The following is a 20,224-nucleotide window of genomic DNA, read 5'->3' on the forward strand; positions in this document are numbered from 1 at the left end:
ACACCATGCACAAACACGCTTCCGCCAACCGTTTTTACCGCCTCGTCTGGAGCGCGGTGCACCGCTGCTGGGTCGCCGTTGCCGAAGGTTCGCGCAGCCACGGCAAGGGCGGCGTTCGCCGCCGTGCCGTTGCCGTGCTGGCGGGCAGCCTTGCGATGGCGGGAGCGGCCAATGCCGGGGCGCCGCCGGCCAACGCACTGCCAAACGGCATGCAGCTGGTGGCGGGCCAGGCGGGCGTGAATGTGCAGGGCAACAGCATGACCGTCAGCCAAGCCACGCAACAGGCGATCATGAACTGGCAGGGTTTCAACATCGGCGCCGAGGCTCAGGTGCGTTTCAACCAGCCCAACGCATCGGCCGTGGCGTTGAACCGCGTCGTGGGCGGCGAGGCAAGCGCGATCTTCGGCAAGCTGTCGTCCAACGGCAAGGTGTTCCTGGTGAATCCGCAGGGCGTGCTGTTCGGCGCTGGCGCCCAGGTCAACGTGGGCGGCCTGGTTGCCACCAGCCTTGGCATTTCGGACCAGTCCTTCCTGTCGGGCAGCTACAACTTCAGCGGCAGCGGCACGGCCGCCGTGCGCAATGAGGGCAGCATCAATGCCGGGGGCGGGATTGTCGCGCTGCTGGCGCCGGCTGTCTCCAATACCGGCGCCATCAAGGCCCACGGCGGCAGCATTGCGCTGGCGGCGGGCAATGCGGTCGGACTGGACTTCCGCGGCGATGGCTTGATTGCCGTGCGGGTGGAAAAGGGCGCGCTTGATGCGCTGGCCGAAAACAAGGGCCTGCTGCAAGCCGACGGCGGCCAGGTGGTGCTGACGGCCAAAGCTGCCGATGCGCTGGCGCGCTCCACTGTCAATAACGCCGGCCTGGTACAGGCGCGGGGCTTGCTTGCCGACGGCGGGACGATCCGCCTGGTCGGCGACGGCCAGGTGCACGCTGGCCAGCTTGATGCTTCGGCCACCCGGGGGCAGGGGGGCAGGATCCAGGTCGAAGGTGGTTTCGTCGCGCTCGATGGCGCCGTTCGCAGCGACGGCGCACGGGGCGGCGCCATTGAAGTGAAGGCGGAGCGCGACCTGTCTGCGGCGTCGGCCTTGTCCGCTGCAGGCAGGGACGGGCTGGGCGGCAATATCAGCTTGTCCTCCGGCGCCAGCCTGGTGGAGAACAGTGCGGCGTCGGCTGACGCCAGTGGCACAACAGATGGCGGCACCGTGTCGCTGCGTGCGGGCGGCAGCCTGTTGTCTTCCGGCCGGCAGGCGGCGCGCGGCGTCGCAGGCAAAGGCGGCCGCGTCGACATCAGCGGCGCCGACGTGCGCCTGATGGGCGCCACAGTCGATGCTTCGGGCGCCACCCAGGGCGGCCTGGTACGCGTTGGCGGCGCATTCCAGGGCGGCGCCAAGCGCGACGATGCGCCGGATGCGGATCGCTTTACTGCCCGTTGGGGGACCACGGCCGGCATTGGCAATGCCGACGCCACCTTCCTCAACGACAGCACCGTGCTGGACGTCTCGGCGCGCGGCTGGGCGGGTCAGGGCGGCACGGCGATTGTCTGGTCGGACCGGCAGACCACCATGCTGGGCGCCGTCAAGGCCGGCGGCCAGTCGCGCGGCGGTGCGGTGGAGATCTCTTCGCATGAGGACCTGCGCCATGTGGGCCTGGAGCGGCTCGAGATCGGCAAAGGCGGCAGCCTGCTGCTGGACCCGAAGAATATCGTGATCGGCAGTTTCGCCAACCAGTGGACCTTTGAGGCGGCAATCGGCAAGGGCTTCAGCGGCGGCAAGAACCAGGATGTGGCCGGCCTGAACACAGGCGACACTTTCGGCTCCAGCGTGGCGCTCACTTCCGACGGCAAGGGGCTGGCCGTTGGCGCACCATTCGACGCCGGCATCGGCGGCGCTGCCGGGGTGACCTATGGCGCGGTGCGCCTGTTCACCTTCAGCGACGACAAGTTCAGCGGCGGCACGCTGGCGGGCACCATCGGCTACGGCTACACCGGGGGTAACAACTACAATCTGTCGGCCAAGCTGACCGGCAACGATTCCTTCGGTACCTCGGTCGCGCTGAACGGCGCCGGCACGGTCATGGCAGTGGGCGCGTTGGGCGAAGACCTGGCGGGCAAGGTCTATACCTTCGCCCTCGGCGACGGCTTCGCGGCGCCCGCATTGAAGCAGACCATCACGGCTGTCGACCCGGGCGGCAATGCCTTCGGCGTGTCGGTCGCCCTGAACGGGGCCGGCGACAAGCTGGCAGTCGGCGCCTTGTACAACAACAAGGTTGAACTGTACAAGGCCACGGCAGGCACCTTTGCGTATGCGCAGAGCTTGAGCGGCGGTACGGCGCCCGACGTGCAGTACGGTACGGCCGTGGCGCTGAACGATGCCGGCACCCAGTTGGCAGTCGGAGCCCCTGGCGAGAATAATGCCCGCGGCACGGTTTACCTGTACACCACGCCGTTTGATACACCGGTGTTGGCCGGCACGATCGGCCAGGACGGCAGCAAGCTCGATATCGCCCTGGTCGAAGGCGAGAGTTTTGGCGCTTCCCTCGCCATGAACGATGCCGGTACGCGACTGGCGGTCGGTTCGCCGAGCAATGGCGGACTTGGCAGCGCGACCACCGGTCCGGGCGCGGTGCGCGTCATCGACTACAGCGGCAACTTCGTATCGCCTGCCGTGACCGCCGTCATAGGGCGCGAATACCTGCAGGGCGCAAACGCCAGCCTGGATATCGACGAATTCGGCAACTTCGGCTTTGCCGTCGCCATGAACGGGGCCGGCGACGCGATGGCGATCGCGCAGCCGCGTGCCAGTGCGGCCGACGGCAACGATCCGTGGACCGGCGCGCTCAGCCTGTTCCGCCTGCTGCGGGCCCCGGCCGGCGGGTCCCTGGCATTCAATCAAGGCTATCCCAAGGCAGGCGTCAACGCCGCAGTGGATGCACAAAAGCTTGCAGCGGCGCTGGCCGACGGCACGGACATCACGCTGCAGGCGAACAACGACATCACCTGGGATGCAGGCAACGCGATCAATGCCGCAGGCAATGGCCGGCTGACCCTGCAGGCTGGCCGCAGCATCGACCTGAAGTCCGACATCACGATGGGAGGCACGCTTGACGTCGTGGCCAATGCCGGGACTGCCGCCGGCGTAGTCAGCGGGTACCGCGGCGCCGGCAAGGCGGCGATCACGGTGGCGGACGGCACAGCCATCAGGGCCGGCGAGGTCAACATGACCATCCATACGGGCGCCGGCCAGGCCAACCATGACAGCGGCGACATCACCGTTGGCGGCGCAGTGAGCGGCCGGCGCGTTACGGTGATCAACCGCGGAACGAGCGCAGGCAGCGATATCGTGATCAACGCGGGCGGCAGCCTGGCTGGTTCTGCTGGCAGCGGCGTGACTGTTACCGTGGCTGCCCATGGCTCATCGGGCGGCAGCTTCATCAACAATGCGGGCAGCAGCGCCCTGCGGGGTGGTGTCAACGGCTACTACCACGTGTATTCCGATACAACCCAGAATACGCTGGAGGGCATGAGCGGCTACAGCAAGCACTACAACCAGGCCTACGACAACGTCGCGCCGGCTTATACGGCCGATGGCGGCAACTGGTTCATGTACAAGGAGTCGCCAACCCTCGTCGTTACTGCGCAATCGGCCTCCAGGGTGTACGACGGCAGCGCTGCCCTGCCGGCATTTGTCAATAACGTCAAGGGCTATATCGATGGCGACTCGTACGACCTTACGGGTTCTGCCGGCGCTACCGGATTTACCAGGAACGCCGGCACCTATGCCTTGAACCAGGGCGACCTGGCGAGCAAACTGGGTTATAACATCACGTTCAATGGCGGCGGCCAGCTGACGGTGACCCCGAGGCAGCTGAGCGTGACGGCGACAGGCATCAACAAGGTCTATGACGGCCTGGATTCCGCTTCCGTGACGCTGGCCGATAACCGGGTTGTCGGGGACCAGTTGAGCGCAACTTTCACGTCCAGCAAGTTCTTCAACAAGAACGCGGGCTACGGCAAGGGCGTTACGGTCGCTGGCTTGTCGCTGTCCGGCGCCGACGCCGGCAACTATTCGCTGGGCTCGACCACCGCAACCACCAGCGCCGACATCACGCCGCGCATGCTGCACGTGAGCGCCGCAGCCGCCGACAAGGTGTACGACAGCTCGGTCAATGCCATTGCCTCGTTCAGCGACGATCGCCTGGGCAGCGACGCGCTTGCCGTCATCTATACCGGTGCTCAATTCACGGACAAGAACGTCGGTGCCGGCAAGGGCGTCCAGGTGAGCGGCCTTTCGCTGTCCGGCGCCGATGCGGCCAATTATGTGCTGGGATCGACCTCCGCTTCGGCCACGGCCAGGATCACGGCGCGCCAGCTGGTGGTTGGCGTCAGCGTCTCCGATAAAGTGTACGACGGTGGCGTGTCGGCAACTGCAACCTTTGCCGACGACCGGCTCGGCAGCGATGTGCTGACGGTTTCGGGCAATGCCGTATTCGCCAACAAAAACGCAGGCGCCGGCAAAACCGTTACGGCCAGCGGCCTGCTACTGACCGGTGCCGACGCGGGCAACTACTCGCTGGCCGCGCCGACTGCCAGCACCACGGCCGCGATCACGGCACGCACGCTGCATGTGACGGCCACCGGCAATAACAAGGTGTACGACGGCACGCAGGCTGCTACGGTGGCTTTCGGCGACGACCGCGTGGCCGGCGACGTGATGTCGATCGGCGGCAATGCCGCATTCGCCGACAAGAGTGCAGGCAACGCCAGGGATGTCAGCGTGACCGGCATTTCCCTGTCGGGGGGCGATGCGGGCAATTATGTGCTCTCGTCCAGCCTGGCCGCAACCAAGGCGGATATTGTGCGCCGCACGCTGAATGTCAGCATGACCGGCGGCGGCAAGACCTATGACGGGACGACCGACGCGGCAGTCGGTCTGGCAAGCGACGCCTTGAACGGCGACATCGTGTCGTTGGGCAGCGCAAGCGCCAGTTTCGCCAACAAGGATGCCGGCAGCGGCAAGACCGTCAACGTGAGCGGCGTATCCATCACCGGCGGCGCCGATGCGGGCAACTATGTGCTGGCTTCCGGCACTGTCACTGGTATCGCGGATATCGCGGCACGCACGCTGGTGGTGACGGCCACCGGCGTGAACCGCGTGTACGATGGCAGCCGCACTGCCGCAGTGGCTTTTGGCGACGACCGCGTCGGCGGCGACGTCCTGTCGGTGAATGGCAACGCGGCATTTGCCGACAAGAAGGTGGGCATCGCGAAGGATGTCGGCGTGAGCGGCATTACGCTGTCCGGCACCGATGCCGGCAACTACGTGCTGGCATCGGGCTCGCTTGCCACCAGGGCCGACATCGGCGCGCGCACCCTGAACGCAACGGCCACCGGTGTCAACAAGGTGTATGACCAGGGCATGGCCGCTACCGTGACGCTGGGCGACGACCGTGTTGCCGGCGATGCGATCTCGCTTGGCTATGGCAGCGCAAGCTTCGCCGACAAGAATGCCGGCACTGGCAAAGCGATCAGCGTCAGCGGCATTTCCATCGGCGGCGCCGATGCCGGCAACTATGCGCTGGCATCGCCCAATGCCGCTGCCACCGGTGATATCACTGCACGTTTGCTGGCGGTGGGCACCCAGGTTTCGAACAAGGTGTATGACGGCAGCCTGTCCGCCAGCGCAAGCTTTACCGACAACCGCCTGGCTGGCGACCAGCTGTCGGTGGGCGGCAATGCCGCTTTCGCCGACAAGAACGCAGGCAGCGGCAAGACTGTCGTTGTCAGCGGCCTGGTGCTGTCCGGCGCCGATGCCGGCAACTATGCGCTGGCTTCGAATAGCGTCAGCAGCACGGCAGATATCGCTGCCCGCACGCTCAACGTCAGCGCGCAGGGCAGCAAGATTTACGATGGCGGCACCGCGGTAGCGCTCAGCTTCGGGGACGACCGCCTGGCGGGAGACGTGCTGGCAATCGGCGGCAGAGGCAGTTTCGCCGACAAGAATGCCGGTAACGCAAAGGCGTTGACAGTGGCCGGGCTGGCCTTGTCCGGCAGCGATGCCGGCAATTACCAGCTCATTTCCACCACATTGGCCGGCACCGGCTCCATTACGCCGCGCGTCCTGACTGCCAACGTCGCTGCAACCGACAAGGTCTACGACGCCAGCACCGCCACTTCGGTGGTCCTGCTGGGGGATGACCGTGTGGCAGGCGACCAGCTGGCACTGGCTGGCGGCATCGGCAGCTTTGCCGACAAAAACGCCGGCAGCAACAAGGCAGTGGTCCTGTCCGGCCTCAGCCTCGGCGGCGCCGATGCCGGCAATTACGCCGTGTCCTTCGTTGCCAATTCAACGGCAAGCATTGCTCCGCGCGCATTGGTGGTCAGCGCGGCCGGCCTGGACAAGGTGTACGACGGTTCGCTGGCTGCAAGCGTGACCTTTGGCGACGACCGCCTTGCAGGCGACCGGCTGCAGGTGGGCGGCAATGCCGGTTTCGCGGACAAGAACGCGGGCAACGGCAAGGCGATATCCGTTTCCGGCATTTCGCTGGCCGGCGCGGATGCCGGCAATTATGTGGTCAGCAACAGTAGCGCAACGACCGCGGCGTCGATTACGCCGAAGGCATTGGCTGCCGTCGTCAACGGCGTTGCGGGCAAGGCGTACGACGGCAGCACCTCAGCCCTGGTGGCGGCGGGCCAGGTCGGCCTGGCTGGCTTTGCATCCGGCGAGGGGGCTTCTGTCGGAGCGCTGCAGGGGCAATACAACAGCGCCAACGTGGCAGGCGCCAGCAGCGTCAAGGCGAACCTGGCCCCCGGGGCGGTGAACGCCAACGCCGGCACCGCCCTGTCAAACTACGTGCTGCCGGCGGATGTGACGCTCGCGGGCCGCATCGATCCACGCCAGGTGTCGATCAACGGCGTGAGCGTGGCGAACAAGGCCTACGATGGCAGCAGCAATGCCGTCCTGTCGAACGCCGGGACCTTGTCCGGCCTGGTCGACGGCGAAAGCCTGTCGCTGCAGGGACCGGCGAGCGTGCAATTCGATAACCGCAACGCCGGCGCCGGCAAGCAGGTGATAGCCAGCGGTTACCGCCTGGCGGATGGCAGCGGCCAGGCATCGAACTATGTGCTGGCAGACAGCTCGCTAATTGCCAGCGGCACGATCACCCAGGCGCAACTGATAGTGAAGGCGGACGACCAGGTGCGCGCCTATGGCGCGAGCAACCCGTCCCTGACGTGGCAGGCCAACGGCTTCGTTGGCGGCGATACGGCCGCGTTGCTGGGCGATGTGCGCACCAGCACCGCTGCGGCCCGCGAGTCGGCTCCTGGCGGTTATGCGATCGTCATTGAGGGCAACAGCCTGGCCAACTACGCGGTCAACTACGTCAACGGCGTGATGACCGTGAAACGCGTGCCACAGCAGATCGAGAACCTCGTCGGCAATACGGCAAGGCAGTCCTTGCCAGGGCAGCAAGGCTCGCTGGGGCAGGGGGCGCACGTGTGGACGCAACTGGCCAGCGACAGCGATCCCCTGGTCGAGGCGCCGGTCGCAGCCGTCGATAGCGGTGGCGGCACGGCGACCCAGGACAAGCGGGGCTGGCTGTCGGACTTGTTGCAGCGCGCGAAAGTGCGGGCGGCGAACAACGCAGCCGCCGCCACGCCGCAAAACACGGGCGAAACGCGTGAGTACACCATCGGCGGCGGCAGCCGCGTAACGGTACGCGACGGCGGCGTGAACGGCGCCGGCGCACCTAACTGATACGAAGCAGGGAACAAGAAGTGCAGAAACATACCAAGAACAGCCTGGCGCTTGCCATCCTCGGCGCCCCGGCCCTCGCATTGGCGCAGTCGCAAGGCTTGCCGGACGCTGGCCGCATCCTCGGACAGAACCGGCCACCGGCCCTGGTGCGCCAGCCGTCGGCGACCGGAAAAGTGGTGCCGGATGCGGCCCCCGTGCCGGGCCTTGCCCTGCAAGGTGCGCAGAAAGTGATGGTGCGGCGCTTTACGCTGCAAGGGGCAAGTGCTTTCGATCCGTCCGAGTTGCAGCGCGTCCTTGCCCCGTTTACCGGGCGTGAACTGAGCTTCGCCGAATTGCAGCAGGCTTGCAACGCCGTGACGAACCATTACCGCACGCACGGCTATTTCATCGCCAGCGCAGTCCTGCCGGCGCAGGAAGTCGGCGATGGCGAGGTAACCATCCAGGTGCTGGAAGGAAGGATTTCTCGGTTGCGCCTGGTGCCGGACGGCGCTGTACGCCTGCGGCCGGAGATCGCGCGGCGCTACCTCGATGCCTTGGTGCCGCCAGGCCAGCCGGTGCAGGAGCAGCGCCTCGAGCGCGCCCTGCTGCTGACGCAGGATTTGCCTGGCATGGGCGCGCGCGCCGAGTTGAGCCAGGGACAGGGCCTCGGCGAGTCGGACCTGGCCGTGCAATTGAGCGAAGGACCGCTGGCCAGCGGCTCCCTGAGCCTGGACAATTCCAGCAATCGCTATACCGGCGCTACGCGCTTGACCGGCAACGCTGCATTGAACGACCTGGGCGGCCATGGCGGCCAGTTGTCGCTGCTCGCCTCCACTGCCGGCGACGGCTTTCGCTATGGCCGCGCAGGCTATGTGGCGCCGATGGGCTTCAAGGGCCTGCAGGCAGGCGCCGCCTTCTCGCGCATGCGCTACAAGCTGGGCGAGGACTTCAAGGCGCTGGACGCGCACGGCACGGCGTCGGTAGCGCAACTGATCGCCACCTATCCGCTGCTGCGCAGCCGCAGCACCAATGTCCAGCTGCGCACCGGCTATGACGACAAGCGTTACGAGAACTTTGCCAATGGTGTGCAGAGCAGCGACAAGCATGTGAAAGTACTGCCGATGGCAGTGACTTTCAGCCGCCAGGAGCAGGACGCCATGACCCAGGCCAGCCTGGAACTCAGCCTGGGCCACCTGGATCTCGGCGGCAACGCCGCGTCGGCCGCCGCCGATGCCGGCGGCGCCCGCACGGAGGGCCGCTTTTCCCACCTGGCTTATTCGCTCGGGCGTTTCCAGCGCCTGGCCGGCAACTTCGGCTTGCTGCTGAACGCCAGCGGGCAGTTCGCGTCGCGCAACCTGGAATCGGGCGAGAAGATTTCGCTGGGTGGCCCGGGACGCGTGCGCGCTTATCCGGCAGGCGAGGCCAGTGGCGACGAAGGACACCTGTTGGCCACGGAACTGCACTACGAATTGCAGCAGCTGCGCACCGACCTGTCGGCCTTCGTGGACGTTGGCCGTGTGCGGCTGAACAAGGGCCTGTATGCTGGCGCGCTGGCCGAAAACGGGCCGGACAACAGCTACACCCTGAAAGGTGCGGGGCTGGGGGCGAACTGGCGCGGCGTGAACGGTACCGTGCTGCAGCTGCAGGTGGCGCGCAAGATCGGCCGTAACCCGGCGCCGGGGGCAAAGGGAGAAGATGCCGATGGCAAGTCATCGAAAGTGCGCGCCTGGTTCACCGCTACCGTACCATTTTGAATCCACTCTCCTAGTGATTTGATAGCCCGCCGTCCTTGCCGTTAAGGGCTTTCCTGCCGATGTTGCCTATTTTCCGGGCGGCCCGGATACTGGAATGCTCCATAAACAGGCAGGGATGGCCATGAGCAAATTTCATCATATTACGCACTACGGTGAGCTCGTCATGCCGGGCACCACGGCGCGCGGCGAACTGCCGGACGACTTCACCATGAATTCCCCGGTCGGCATAGCGCGCGATCATTACGACCATGTCTGGGTGTGCGATACCGGCAACAGCCGCGTGCTGGTGTTCACCGCCGACCTGAACACGCTGTTGCACGTGATCGACACGCCGGGCGAGGGCAGCGAACAGGCGCGGCGCCTGCTGATGCCTTTCCATCTTTGCCCGCATCCGGAACAGGACCTGATGTATTGCACCGATATGGGCAATGGCCGCATCGTGGTATTCGAATACGACGAGCACTCGGTCGACTTCCAGTTCGCCTTCGGCGACGCGGCCGATGGCATCAACGGCAAGGGTTTCGTGCCACTGAGCGATCCGAACGGCATCGCCTTCGTGAAGGAGGCCGGCGGCGAACACTTTGTCTACGTGTGCGATGAATTCTTCCACACCGCAGGCGATGACCGCAGCCGCTGCGTCAAGTTCACGCCGGAGGGCAAATTCGTGCTGCAGTTCCGCACTATCGACGATGCCAACAGCGTGCATGACCTGCTGTGGCCACAGGGCCTGGCGTCGGACTCGCGCGGCAACCTGTACCTGGCCAACACCGGTCACTACGAAGTGCTGAAGATCGATACCGCCTGGCCGATCAAGGACGAACGCGTGCAATGTCCCGGCGAGACGTCGCTGCTGCACAGTTTCGGCAACCCCGCCGGCATCGGGAAGTTCAACGTCATGCGCTCGGTGTGCGTGATCAATGACCGCATCTTCGTGCCGGGCCAGGTGGAGGATTCGATCACGGTCTACGATACCGACGGCAAGCTGCTGACGGTGGTCGAGGGCATGCTGCCGCTGTGGAACCACAAGCCGCAAGCTGCCCATTCGATTTCCGACCTGGTGTACGGTTCGCTGGAAGATGCTGTCTTCGTCGGCCCATACCAGATCTGCGCCGCGGCCGACGCCAACGTCTACTATGTGACCGAGCCGTTTGCATCCACGGTGCTGAAGATGCGCATCGCGCCCGATCGCGACGGCGGCGACCAGGATGCGATCCTGCTCGATGCCGTCGGCCACCGGCGCGACAACCAGGCGGCAAAGGCCGTCACCTCCCAATTCAATTGCATGACGGCGGTGATCGGGGTCGACCCCAAGCGCGAAGGCAGCGGCACCTTGCCGCAATCGAACTGGGTCGATAGCTGGGCCAGCGCCACGGCCAATATTTACAAATACTGGTACGACCAGCTGAAGCATCATGCGCGCCTCGATCCGCTGGCGGGGGCTGCCACATCGTCCTATAACATCGATTCGGGCAACTGGTGCATGAAGACCTTCAACACCTCGGCCGACCCGATCGCGCAATTGCAGGACATGATGCGCGGCTTCTTCATGCCGGGCGGCCTGGCGATGGCGGTGTATTACACTTCGCAGCCGCTGCTCGGGCAAATCTGTCCCGGCACGCCGCTGGTCTTTGTCACCAACTTCAACGCCTGCACGGTATCGATGTTCCAGTTCGGGCCGGGCGGGCACCTGCTGAACTATGGCCTGCCGTTCGGGCGCGAGGGCCTGGGCGGCAACGGAACGCTGAAGGCGCCGCAGGGACTGGAAGTGAACAGCCATGGCGAAATCTATATCGCCGACTCGCTGAACAACCGCATCTCGATGTGGCAGTTGCAGCCTTCCGGGCTGGTTTCCTTCGTCAGGAATTTCCAGTGGGTGGAGGACGGCGAGCCGCTGGCCAGCTTTGCTCCTTGCGACGTGGCGATCGATGCCCAGGACCGCGTCTTCGTGTGCGACCAATTCAACAACTGCATCCGTGTCTTCGACCGGCAGGGCAACAGCCTGTGGAGCTATGGCCGCGCGGGCTATTGCGACGACCTGGAAAAGGATGCCGACAAGTTTTACCTGCCGGCCAGCCTGTGCGTGGACCAGGAGGGACACCTGATTGTCAACGATTTGGTAAACCGTGCGCTGAAGATCTTCCGCATTGGCGAGGACACGCTAGAATACGTAACGGGAGAGCTTGTATTCAAGAAGTATCCCGAAGTAGGCGGCGTCTGGATGCCGTTCTTCATCTACGCGCGCGACCGGCGCGTGTACGTGCCCGACACCACGTTTAACGTCGTCAACATCTACGCCTACCAGCTTGAATGACGGGGGTGCGCCATGTGGAGAGGGTTGTTGGCCGGGTTGCTGCTGGCAGGCGCCGCACAGGCGGCCGACAAGACAATCTTCTCCGTAGGCGTTGAGGATTACAAGAACTGGCTGCCGTATTCGGAGGTGAAGAACGGCGTGTACGGCGGCTTGGGCAAGGACATCCTCGATGCCTTCGCCCGTCACATGGGTTACACCTTTACCTACGAATCGTATCCCCTGAAGCGGCGCGACCGCCTGTTCGTCGACGGCCAGGTCGACCTGTCGTTTCCGGACAACCCGAACTGGGTGGTGGAGATGAAGAAGGAACTGAAAATCAGCTACGCGCCGGTACTGGAATTTACCGACGGCGTGCTGGTCCGGCCTGAAAATCTTGGCAAGGGCGTGGGCCGCCTGAAAACGCTCGGCATTCCGCTTGGCTTCACGCCTTATCCTTACCAGCAACTGATGTCGGCCGGCTCGCTGCGCATCGAGGAGACTGCCGACTACGATGCCCTGTACGAAAAGCTGATCATGCGGCGCGTCGACGGCGCCTACATGAACACGCGCATCGCCCGCCATTACTGGACCAAGATTCGCAAGCTGCCGCAAGTGCCGGTGCTGTACGACCCGGACTTGCCGCATGCTTCCGGCCAGTGGTACCTGTCTTCGCACAAATATCCGAAGGTGGTGGAGGAATTCCGCCGCTTCATGCAGTCAAACAAGGTGGAAGTGGAGGAGTTGAAGAAGAAGTACAACTTCGTCTCCTCGGACGACCAGTAATTACGCGGCTTTCTGGCCGAGCACCTCGATCGGCTCGATGCTGGGCGGGGTGGCGAACAACTCCGGCGCTTGCGCCATCGGGGCTTGTGCGATCGGGCCGTTCAGGTGGCTCTGGCGAAATGAGCTTGCGCCCATGCTGGAAGCGCCGCAGCCGGTCTTCAATGCGACACTGGCTGGCATCCGCCCTGCGGTGTGCAGCACCCAGGGCATGCAGTTGCCGGTGCAGCCTTTGGCATCGGCGCCTGTGCCGGACCTGCTGATCCTGCCCGCTATCGGGCACAAGATGCCTGTGCCGCTGCAGGCTGCCTTGTCGTCGGCGGAAGTGGCTGATGCCGGCGACGCGCTGCGTGCACTGGCCGGGCAGGGCGTGCGCATTGCAGCCGCCTGCATCGGCACCTTTGTGCTGGCCGAAAGCGGCCTGCTGGATGGCGAGGAAGCAACGACGACCTGGTGGCTGACGCCCATGTTCCGCCAGCGGTATCCGCTGGTGCGGCTGGATGCGCAGCGCATGGTGGTGGCATCGGGACATTTCATCACGGCGGGCGCGGCGCTCAGCCACCTGGACATGTCGCTGGCCCTGATCCGGCAAGCGAGTCCGGAACTTGCGGCAATGGTGGCGCGTTACCTGGTGGTGGATGCACGGCCGGCGCAGTCGGCCTATGTGATTTCCGACCACCTGGCCAATGCCGATCCGCTGGTCGCGGGTTTCGACCGTTGGGTGAGACAACACCTGGCGGAGGGATTCAAGCTGGAGGCGGCAGCAGCAGCGCTGGCAACCAGCAAGCGCACGCTGGCGCGGCGCCTGCAGGAGGTGTTGGGCAAGACGCCCGTGAATTATGTGCAGGATCTGCGCATCGAACGTGCAGTCCACCTGCTCAAGACCAGCGACCAGAATGTCGATCGCATCGCCGAGCAGGTGGGTTATCGCGACGGCGTCACATTGCGCACGCTGTTGCGGCGCAAGCTTGGCAAGGGCCTGCGCGAGATTCGCAACTGAGCAGGATTACTGCACGTTCAGCGTCACGTCGTCCACGATGAAGGACGTGGCGACGGTGGAGCCTTCCACGCCTTCGAAGTAGACGCGCACGGTCTGGCCTTTGTACGCGCTCATGTCGAAGGTGCGCTGCACGTAGCTCGAACCCTTGTTCAGGTTGGAGTAGGTTGCCAGCGTTGCCAGCACGGTACCGCTGCTGTTGCGCACCTGGACCTTCAGCGTGTCGTAGGCCTGGGTCGTGGTCGTTTCGTCGGAAGTGATCTTCAGCCAGAAGCCCAGGGTGGCGCTGGTGGCGGTCGATGGGATGCTCACTTGCTGGTACAGCGTGTCCGTGTGGGCGCTGCCGTAGCCGTTCATCCAGGCTTTCCAGGTGCCGGCGTGGGCCGAGACGGACGAATCGTTGGTAATCACGCCGCTGCTCGCGCTCCAGCTGGTGCTGCCCGATTCAAAACCGCTGTTCAGCATCAGTTGTTGCGTGGTGGTGGTGTTGTTCACGCTGAAGCTGACCGCCGAAGACGTCGCATTGTTACTGGCGGCGTCGAAGGCCTTGGCAGTCAGCACGTGGGTGCCGTTGCTCACGCCGGTGGAGTTGAAGGCATACGACCATGGCGAAGCGGTGTCGCTGCCTTTCAGCGCGCCGTCCACGTAGAACTCGACCTTGGTCACGCCCACGTTGTCGGTGGCCGTGGCGTTGAAGGTGATGGTGCCGCTGCTGCCGCTGCTCGAAGCGCTGACGGTCGGCGCCACGGTGTCGCCGCCGGTGGAACCCTGCTGCGTCACCCAGACCGGCGCCGACCACAGGATGTTGCCGTCGTCCTGGGTGACTTTGGCGTAGTAGAAGTGGGCGCCGTCGGTCGGGGTGATGGTGGTGTTGGCGCTGGAGGCGAGCAGGGTGACGCTGCCGTTGCGGCCCGGGACGCCTTCATAGAATTCCGAGGTCGATACGGTCTTGCCGGAGCTGCTGGTGAAGTTCGCCACCAGGTTCAGCGGCCCGCTGTTGGTAAAGCGCTCGCCCATGACGTGGCCGTTGGCGGTCAGCACCAGTTGCGAAGTCTTGTCCATGGTCGCAAAGACACGGCGGGCGCGGATCGCGTCCATGAAGCTGGCCGTGCTCAGCGCGGTGCCGTTCGGGATCAGCACGCCGGTGCGGTTGGTGTAGGAAGCGCCCCAGTTGGCGCAATGGTTGTCCTGGTCGGTGCTGAAGGCGACGTGGAAGCCGGCTTCCAGCGCCTTCTTGCAGGCGCCCTCGTAATTGCTGCGACTTGTTTCGGTTTCGGTGGTGTTGGTGGAGAAGGCGGAAGTATTCATCACTTCGCACAACGCCATCGCTTCGTCGCCGTCAGCGGTGTAGCCAAGCGGCACGCTGTTGACCAGGAACTGGCCGCTGGACGACGGGTGGTTGAACTGGCCCAGCCAGCCGCGCTGGCGCATCAGGGTGTACAGGCTGGCGTAGTCGTTCTTGGCGGTGTAGGTGTCGGCGATCAGTTGGCCGGAGCTGTTGCTCTCCCAGCCCAGCAGCTCGTTCGAGTTCAGGATGTTCATGTGGCCGCCGTTGTTGATGACGCCCCATTCCATGCCGTAGATCGCCAGGAAGTTCGGGTTGGCGCTGTTGAAGCTGGCCGCTTCCGACAGGCCGGCCTGGTACAGGGCCTTGGCCGTGGCCGGGTCGGCGGAAGTGTTGGTGGAGTCCGAACCGTCGTACATGTGGTTATGTTCGGAGGCCATCAGGAAGTCCAGGCCCTTGTTCTTCGCGTAGTTGAAGGCGTCGGTCGGTCCGTAGGCAGCCGATTGCGGGTTTTGTGCGCCGGTGCAGGCGGACAGGTCGCCGCCGCCGTCGCTGTGATTGGTCTGGCTGTGCATATTGCCGAAGTAGACCGTATAGGGCAGGGACGACGGTGCTGCGGCGATGGACATCAGGCTTGGCGCAGTGGAAGGCTTGGCCTGCGGCTGCTGGCCGATGGCGATTTCCCATTCCTGGTCGTGGATTTCGCCTTCATGGCCTGCGATGCGGCGCAGTACTGCGTCGGCGCCGGAGGCCAGGCCGCGCTGCGCGTCTTCGGAGATGGCGCGCAGGCGGGCCTTGTAGATGCCGTTCGGCAGGGCGTTACGGCGGTTGCGGCCGGCCCATTCGACGTTGACGGTGACTGGCTTGTCCTGCAGGCGTTCGACGCCGGTCCAGCGCTCCACCACGCTGCCGTTCGGCGCGACGACTTCCAGCACCCAGCTCACGGACTGGGCGCCCTTGACGTCAGGGTAGCTGAAATCGAGCTTGAAGCTGCGCGCTTCATTGGCGCCGGCGACAGCGCGGTAAGGCGCGTGCAGCGTGGCTTCGAACTCGTGGTGGTCGGCGGTGGAGGCCTGGGCGGTGCCGATGGCGGCCAGTGCGGCGGCCATCGCAAGTTTGCGAAATGCGAAAGTCATGGTTTTCCCCGTGCTGTGATAATGCGCGAGAATATGCGGCAGCACGGGAGCGGCGACAAATACGGAAAAGCTTTGCGATTAAGACGCAGGCCTTATATACCGGTTTGAATTGTCCCACTTTGAACAATTCTGGTGATTTGTCCGGATTTGAAAGCCTTATATGACGGGGGCGTCATAAATCTCTTGGCAACTTGTGGCGTTTTTGCCTCAGTTTACTGGGGCCGGAACACCAGCACCGGCACCGGTGTGTTAAGCAGCACGCGGTGCGTCTCGCTCCCCAGCAGCATGCCTTTCACGCCTTTGTAGCCGTGGGTCGCCATCGCGATCATGTCGCAGCCGTAGTCGATGGCGGTGGCGACAATGGTTTCGTAGGGCTGGTCGGAGCGGCGCTGCACCACGTCGCATGGCACGTTGTAGTCGCTGGCGACCCTCGATACTTCGTCCAGCACGGCGCTTGAGTGGACTTCGCTGTCCTTCAGGTAGACACCGCGCGTGTCTTCCAGCATGTCGGGGTGGTAGGTGAAGATGTGGAATTCCGGGATCACGTGCAGCGCTGTCACGCGCGCGCCGGCATCCTGCGCAAACTTGATGGCCGAATGCAGGGCGGCGCCGGAGGCCGGCGAACCGTCGGTAGGGAACAGAATGTGCTTGAACATGGCTTGCTCCAGGGGTGGATTGTTGCTTCCAGTCTGCATATTGGTACCGATTCCAACCATGACCTGGGTCAAGTTTCTGGCCAGTGCTAGAATGTTCGAATGTCAACCTTGATTGAACATGAACACTTCTTGCGCCGCCGCCAGTTGCTGGGCGGCGCGTTGGCGTTCCCAGCGCTGGGGTTGGGCGGCGCCATGCTGCCGTCGCTGGCGCAGGCGGCCGATCCGCTGGTGGTGGGCGGCTTGCCGGTCACCTGCAACCTGACCTTGCCAATCGCCTGCAGCGCGCGCGGCGGGGCCTTCGAATTCAGCAAGTACAGCGGCTGGCCGGAGATCAAGGAATCGCTGATGACGGGCCGGATCCAGGCGGCCTACATGCTGGCGCCGCTGGTGATGGACCTGGCCGACAGGAAGATCCCGCTCAAAGTGGTCTCGCTCGGCCATCGCTCCGGCGCCGTGATCATGGTGCGCACCGATTCGGCGCACAAGCGCTTTGCCGACCTGCGCGGCAAGCGCATCGCGATCCCCAGCCGTTTTGCGGTGGATTACCTGTTCCTGCGCAAGATGCTCGCGCGCGAGAACATGACGCCTAAAGATGTGCAGATCATCGAAATGGCGCCGCCAGACATGCCGGCGGCGCTGTACGCCAACGCAGTGGATGCCTACTGCACCGGCGAGCCTTTTGGCGCGGCTGCGCAGAAAGCCGGCTATGCCCGTCCGCTGTCGATGACGCGCGATGAGTGGCGCAACTATATCTGCTGCGTGCTGACCGTTCGCGAGGAGCTGATCAAGTCCAACCGCCCGCTGGTGCAGGACCTGGTGAACCACGTGCAGGCAGCCGGCAACTGGCTCGATGCCACGCCCGTCAACCGTGCCAAGGCAGCCAGGATTGCCTCCACCCGCAAGTTCTTCAACCAGGACCCGAAAGTGATCCAGTTCGTGATGGACAACCCGGCCGACCGCGTGACCTACGGCGACCTGCGCATGATCCGCGCCGAATTCGATGAGCTGATGAAGCTGTCCATCGAAGCCGGCACGCTGAAACGCCCGGTGGCCTTTGAGACTTATGTGGACGAGAGCTTCGTCAAGTCCATCAAGCCGGTGAGCATTGCCCTATGATCCGGCCATTCCTGTTAGCGCTGTCATTGACCGCTGCCGGTGTTGCGCACGCCGCCGGCCAGCTCAAATCGGGGACCTTCGATCCTCCCCGCTTGGCGCCGCAGATCGCGCAGAAAGCCGTGGACGGCAAGGACTTCGCGCTCGACAAATTTCGCGGCAAGGTGGTGGTGCTGGAATTCGGCTATACGAGCTGCGCCGACGTCTGCCCGGTTTCGCTGGCCCTGCTGAAACAGGCCCGCGAACGCCTCGGCCCCATGGGCGACAGGCTGCAAGTGGTGTTTGTCACCGTGGACCCTCAGCGCGACACTCCAGCAACGCTCAAAGCCTACCTCGAGCAGTTCGACAAGAGCTTCATCGGCCTGACCGGCAGCGAGGAGCAGATGGCCGCCATCCGCAAGGCCTACGGCATCTCGGCGACGAAGAAGAAGGTCGAAGGCAGCAAGACTGAATACACGATGGGGCATTCTTCCTACCTGTATTTCATCGACCCGCAAGGCAGGCTGCGCGCGCTGATGCCGTTCGGCCGCCCGATCGACGACATCGTGCATGACGTGACCCTGCTGGCCAGGGAGCAATGAAGCGCCGGCTGCCTGTCATTGCGCTGTTGCTGGCGGCCGCTGTTGCCGGCGCGCTTGCCTGGTCCGCGTATGCTCCGATCCATCCAGCTTCGCGCGATGCCCTGTTCGAAATCCCCAAGGGAACCTGGGCGCGTCGCATGGCGGGGGAGAAGGCTGAGATCCTGCCCGACACCATCACGCTGCTACTTGGCGTAAACGACGTGCTCCTGCTGCGCAACAGCGATACCGTGCCCCAGATTTTCGGTCCCGTGCTGATCATGCCGGGCCAGGACTTCCGCCTGCCGTTCGAGCAGGCAGGTGAACATCCCTTCGCCTGCACCGCCCATGCCAGCGGCCAGATGACGGTCGTGGTCAAGCCCACGCCGCTGGCCGGTTGGCAACGGCTGCAATGGCGCCTTCAAACCTTGTTAGCCAAAGCCCCATGGAGAGACTGAACAAGATATGGCCGCCGCTGGCGGTGCTGGTGGCGATTGTCGCCATCTGGTGGTACGTGGTAGTCGCCACCGAGAGCCTGATTTTCCCGACGCCCGCGCAGGTGGTCAGCGGCACCATGGAGCTGGTGGAAGACGGCAGCCTGTGGGAACACATCGGCGCCTCGCTGATGCGGGTAGGCATGGGCTTCTCGCTGGCGATCCTGGTTGCGGTGCCGATGGGCTTGTGGATGGGACGCGTCGATGGCGCCTTCCGCACGCTGAACCCGGTGTTCCAGATCCTGCGGCCGATCTCGCCGATTGCCTGGATTCCGGTCGCGATCCTGTGGTTTGGCGTGGGCAATGCCTCGCCGGTCTTCCTGATCTTCATCGCTGCCGTGTTTCCGATGATCGTGCAGACGGCGGCGGGCGTGCATACGATCGAGAAGCGCTACCTGCGCGCGGCGGAAAACTTTGGCGTATCGCGTTCCAAATTGTTCAGGCAGGTGATTGTGCCGGCCGTGCTGCCGGAAATTATCGTCGGCATGCGCATTTCGCTCGGCGTGGCCTGGCTGGTGGTGGTGGCGGCGGAGATGATCGCGCTGCGTTCCGGGCTTGGCTACCTGATCATCGATTCGCGCAATGCGGGCAACCGCTATGACCTGGTCATCGCAGGCATGATCATCATCGGACTGATTGGACTGGCGCTGGACGGCATCATGCGCCTGCTGGAAAAACTCAAGGTCGTAAGGTGGCGCTATGGACGCTAAGATTTCCGTCAACAGGATCAGGAAGAAGTTCAATGCGCTGCCGGTGGTCGATGGCGTCGATTTTTCCGTTGCCGACGGCGAGTTCGTGGCGATTGTCGGGCCTTCCGGCTGCGGCAAGTCGACGCTGATGAAGATCGTGGCCGGTTTCGAGCATCCGGATGGCGGCTCGGTGGCCATCGACGGCAAGCCGATCACCAAACCCAGCCCCAAGGGAATCGTGATTTCCCAGCATGGTTCCGTATTCCCGTGGCTGACGGTGCAGCAGAACCTGATGTTCGGCCTGAATGGCGACAATCATGGCGACAAGGCGGCGCTGGCAGATCACTATGCCGAGATGGTCGGGCTGAAAGGCTTCGAGAACGCTTATCCGCACGAGCTGTCCGGCGGTATGCTAAAGCGCGCCGAGATCGCCCGCGCGCTGGTGGTGAAGCCGGAAATCCTGTACATGGACGAGCCATTCTCCGCACTGGACGCGCTGATGAACCTCAAGATGCGCAACGAGCTGCTGCGCGTGCTGTCCGAGGAGCGCCATACCGTGCTGCTGATCACGCACGACGTGGAAGAAGCCATCTACCTCGCCGACCGCATCCTCGTGCTGTCGCCGCGCCCGACCCGTATCCAGGCCAGCTTCAAGGTAGAGCAGCCGCACCCGCGCAAGCTGTCGACGCCTGAACTGCAACAACTGAAGGAACAGATTCTCTCCCAACTGGGGTTATGAC

General features: G+C 64.3%; 13 protein-coding genes. 10 read left to right on the forward strand and 3 right to left on the reverse strand.

Annotated elements, in window-relative coordinates:
* The first annotated feature begins 5 nt into the window (after positions 1 to 5).
* The 4 genes from ACN9MZ_RS13815 to ACN9MZ_RS13830 all read left to right on the forward strand — a co-directional run bounded on the left by ACN9MZ_RS13815 (position 6) and on the right by ACN9MZ_RS13830 (position 12,560).
* On the forward strand, positions 6 to 7,754 hold the full coding sequence (locus ACN9MZ_RS13815) for a YDG domain-containing protein (RefSeq protein ID WP_426342664.1): 7,749 nt from the start codon (positions 6 to 8) through the stop codon (positions 7,752 to 7,754).
* A 20-nt stretch (positions 7,755 to 7,774) separates the two neighbouring features.
* Positions 7,775 to 9,487 carry a ShlB/FhaC/HecB family hemolysin secretion/activation protein gene (locus tag ACN9MZ_RS13820; RefSeq protein ID WP_426342665.1) on the forward strand — a complete coding sequence of 571 codons (1,713 nt, stop codon included), beginning with the start codon at positions 7,775 to 7,777 and terminating at the stop codon, positions 9,485 to 9,487.
* Between the two features lie 121 nt (positions 9,488 to 9,608).
* Positions 9,609 to 11,798: an NHL repeat-containing protein gene (locus ACN9MZ_RS13825; RefSeq protein WP_426342666.1), complete on the forward strand. Its 2,190-nt coding sequence runs from the start codon at positions 9,609 to 9,611 to the stop codon at positions 11,796 to 11,798.
* 27 nt (positions 11,799 to 11,825) lie between these two features.
* Complete coding sequence (locus ACN9MZ_RS13830) at positions 11,826 to 12,560, forward strand: substrate-binding periplasmic protein (RefSeq protein WP_426342667.1); 735 nt, start codon at positions 11,826 to 11,828, stop codon at positions 12,558 to 12,560.
* Here ACN9MZ_RS13830 and ACN9MZ_RS13835 read toward each other — a convergent pair whose 3' ends face one another.
* Entirely contained in the window at positions 12,561 to 12,695 is a 135-nt protein-coding gene (locus ACN9MZ_RS13835; RefSeq protein WP_426342668.1) for a hypothetical protein, read from the reverse strand. It lies immediately after the preceding gene.
* Here ACN9MZ_RS13835 and ACN9MZ_RS13840 point away from each other — a divergent pair.
* A complete protein-coding gene (locus tag ACN9MZ_RS13840) occupies positions 12,694 to 13,557 on the forward strand; it encodes a GlxA family transcriptional regulator (protein WP_426342669.1) in 864 nt (287 codons plus the stop codon). The genes ACN9MZ_RS13835 and ACN9MZ_RS13840 overlap by 2 nt on opposite strands.
* A 6-nt stretch (positions 13,558 to 13,563) precedes the next feature.
* Here ACN9MZ_RS13840 and ACN9MZ_RS13845 read toward each other — a convergent pair whose 3' ends face one another.
* Entirely contained in the window at positions 13,564 to 15,975 is a 2,412-nt protein-coding gene (locus ACN9MZ_RS13845) for a CehA/McbA family metallohydrolase (RefSeq protein WP_426342670.1), read from the reverse strand.
* Positions 15,976 to 16,187: 212 nt separating this feature from the next.
* Positions 16,188 to 16,631, reverse strand: a complete 444-nt coding sequence (locus tag ACN9MZ_RS13850) for a universal stress protein (RefSeq protein ID WP_426342671.1) — start codon at positions 16,629 to 16,631, stop codon at positions 16,188 to 16,190.
* A gap of 99 nt (positions 16,632 to 16,730) precedes the next feature.
* Here ACN9MZ_RS13850 and ACN9MZ_RS13855 point away from each other — a divergent pair, with 99 nt between their 5' ends.
* Genes ACN9MZ_RS13855 through ACN9MZ_RS13875 form a run of 5 tightly spaced genes read left to right on the forward strand, consistent with a single transcriptional unit; the run spans position 16,731 to position 20,223 of the window.
* Complete coding sequence (locus tag ACN9MZ_RS13855) at positions 16,731 to 17,747, forward strand: ABC transporter substrate-binding protein (protein ID WP_426342672.1); 1,017 nt, start codon at positions 16,731 to 16,733, stop codon at positions 17,745 to 17,747.
* On the forward strand, positions 17,744 to 18,325 hold the full coding sequence (locus tag ACN9MZ_RS13860; RefSeq protein ID WP_426342673.1) for an SCO family protein: 582 nt from the start codon (positions 17,744 to 17,746) through the stop codon (positions 18,323 to 18,325). Before ACN9MZ_RS13855 ends, ACN9MZ_RS13860 begins: the two co-directional genes overlap by 4 nt.
* A complete protein-coding gene (locus ACN9MZ_RS13865) occupies positions 18,322 to 18,759 on the forward strand; it encodes a cupredoxin domain-containing protein (protein WP_426342674.1) in 438 nt (145 codons plus the stop codon). Before ACN9MZ_RS13860 ends, ACN9MZ_RS13865 begins: the two co-directional genes overlap by 4 nt.
* Entirely contained in the window at positions 18,747 to 19,505 is a 759-nt protein-coding gene (locus ACN9MZ_RS13870; protein WP_426342675.1) for an ABC transporter permease, read from the forward strand. The genes ACN9MZ_RS13865 and ACN9MZ_RS13870 overlap by 13 nt, the downstream gene beginning before the upstream one ends.
* Complete coding sequence (locus ACN9MZ_RS13875) at positions 19,495 to 20,223, forward strand: ABC transporter ATP-binding protein (protein WP_426342676.1); 729 nt, start codon at positions 19,495 to 19,497, stop codon at positions 20,221 to 20,223. Before ACN9MZ_RS13870 ends, ACN9MZ_RS13875 begins: the two co-directional genes overlap by 11 nt.
* The last annotated feature ends 1 nt before the right edge of the window (position 20,224 follow it).

It is taken from the genome of Pseudoduganella sp. S-14, assembly GCF_049913285.1.
Taxonomy (GTDB): domain Bacteria; phylum Pseudomonadota; class Gammaproteobacteria; order Burkholderiales; family Burkholderiaceae_D; genus Rugamonas.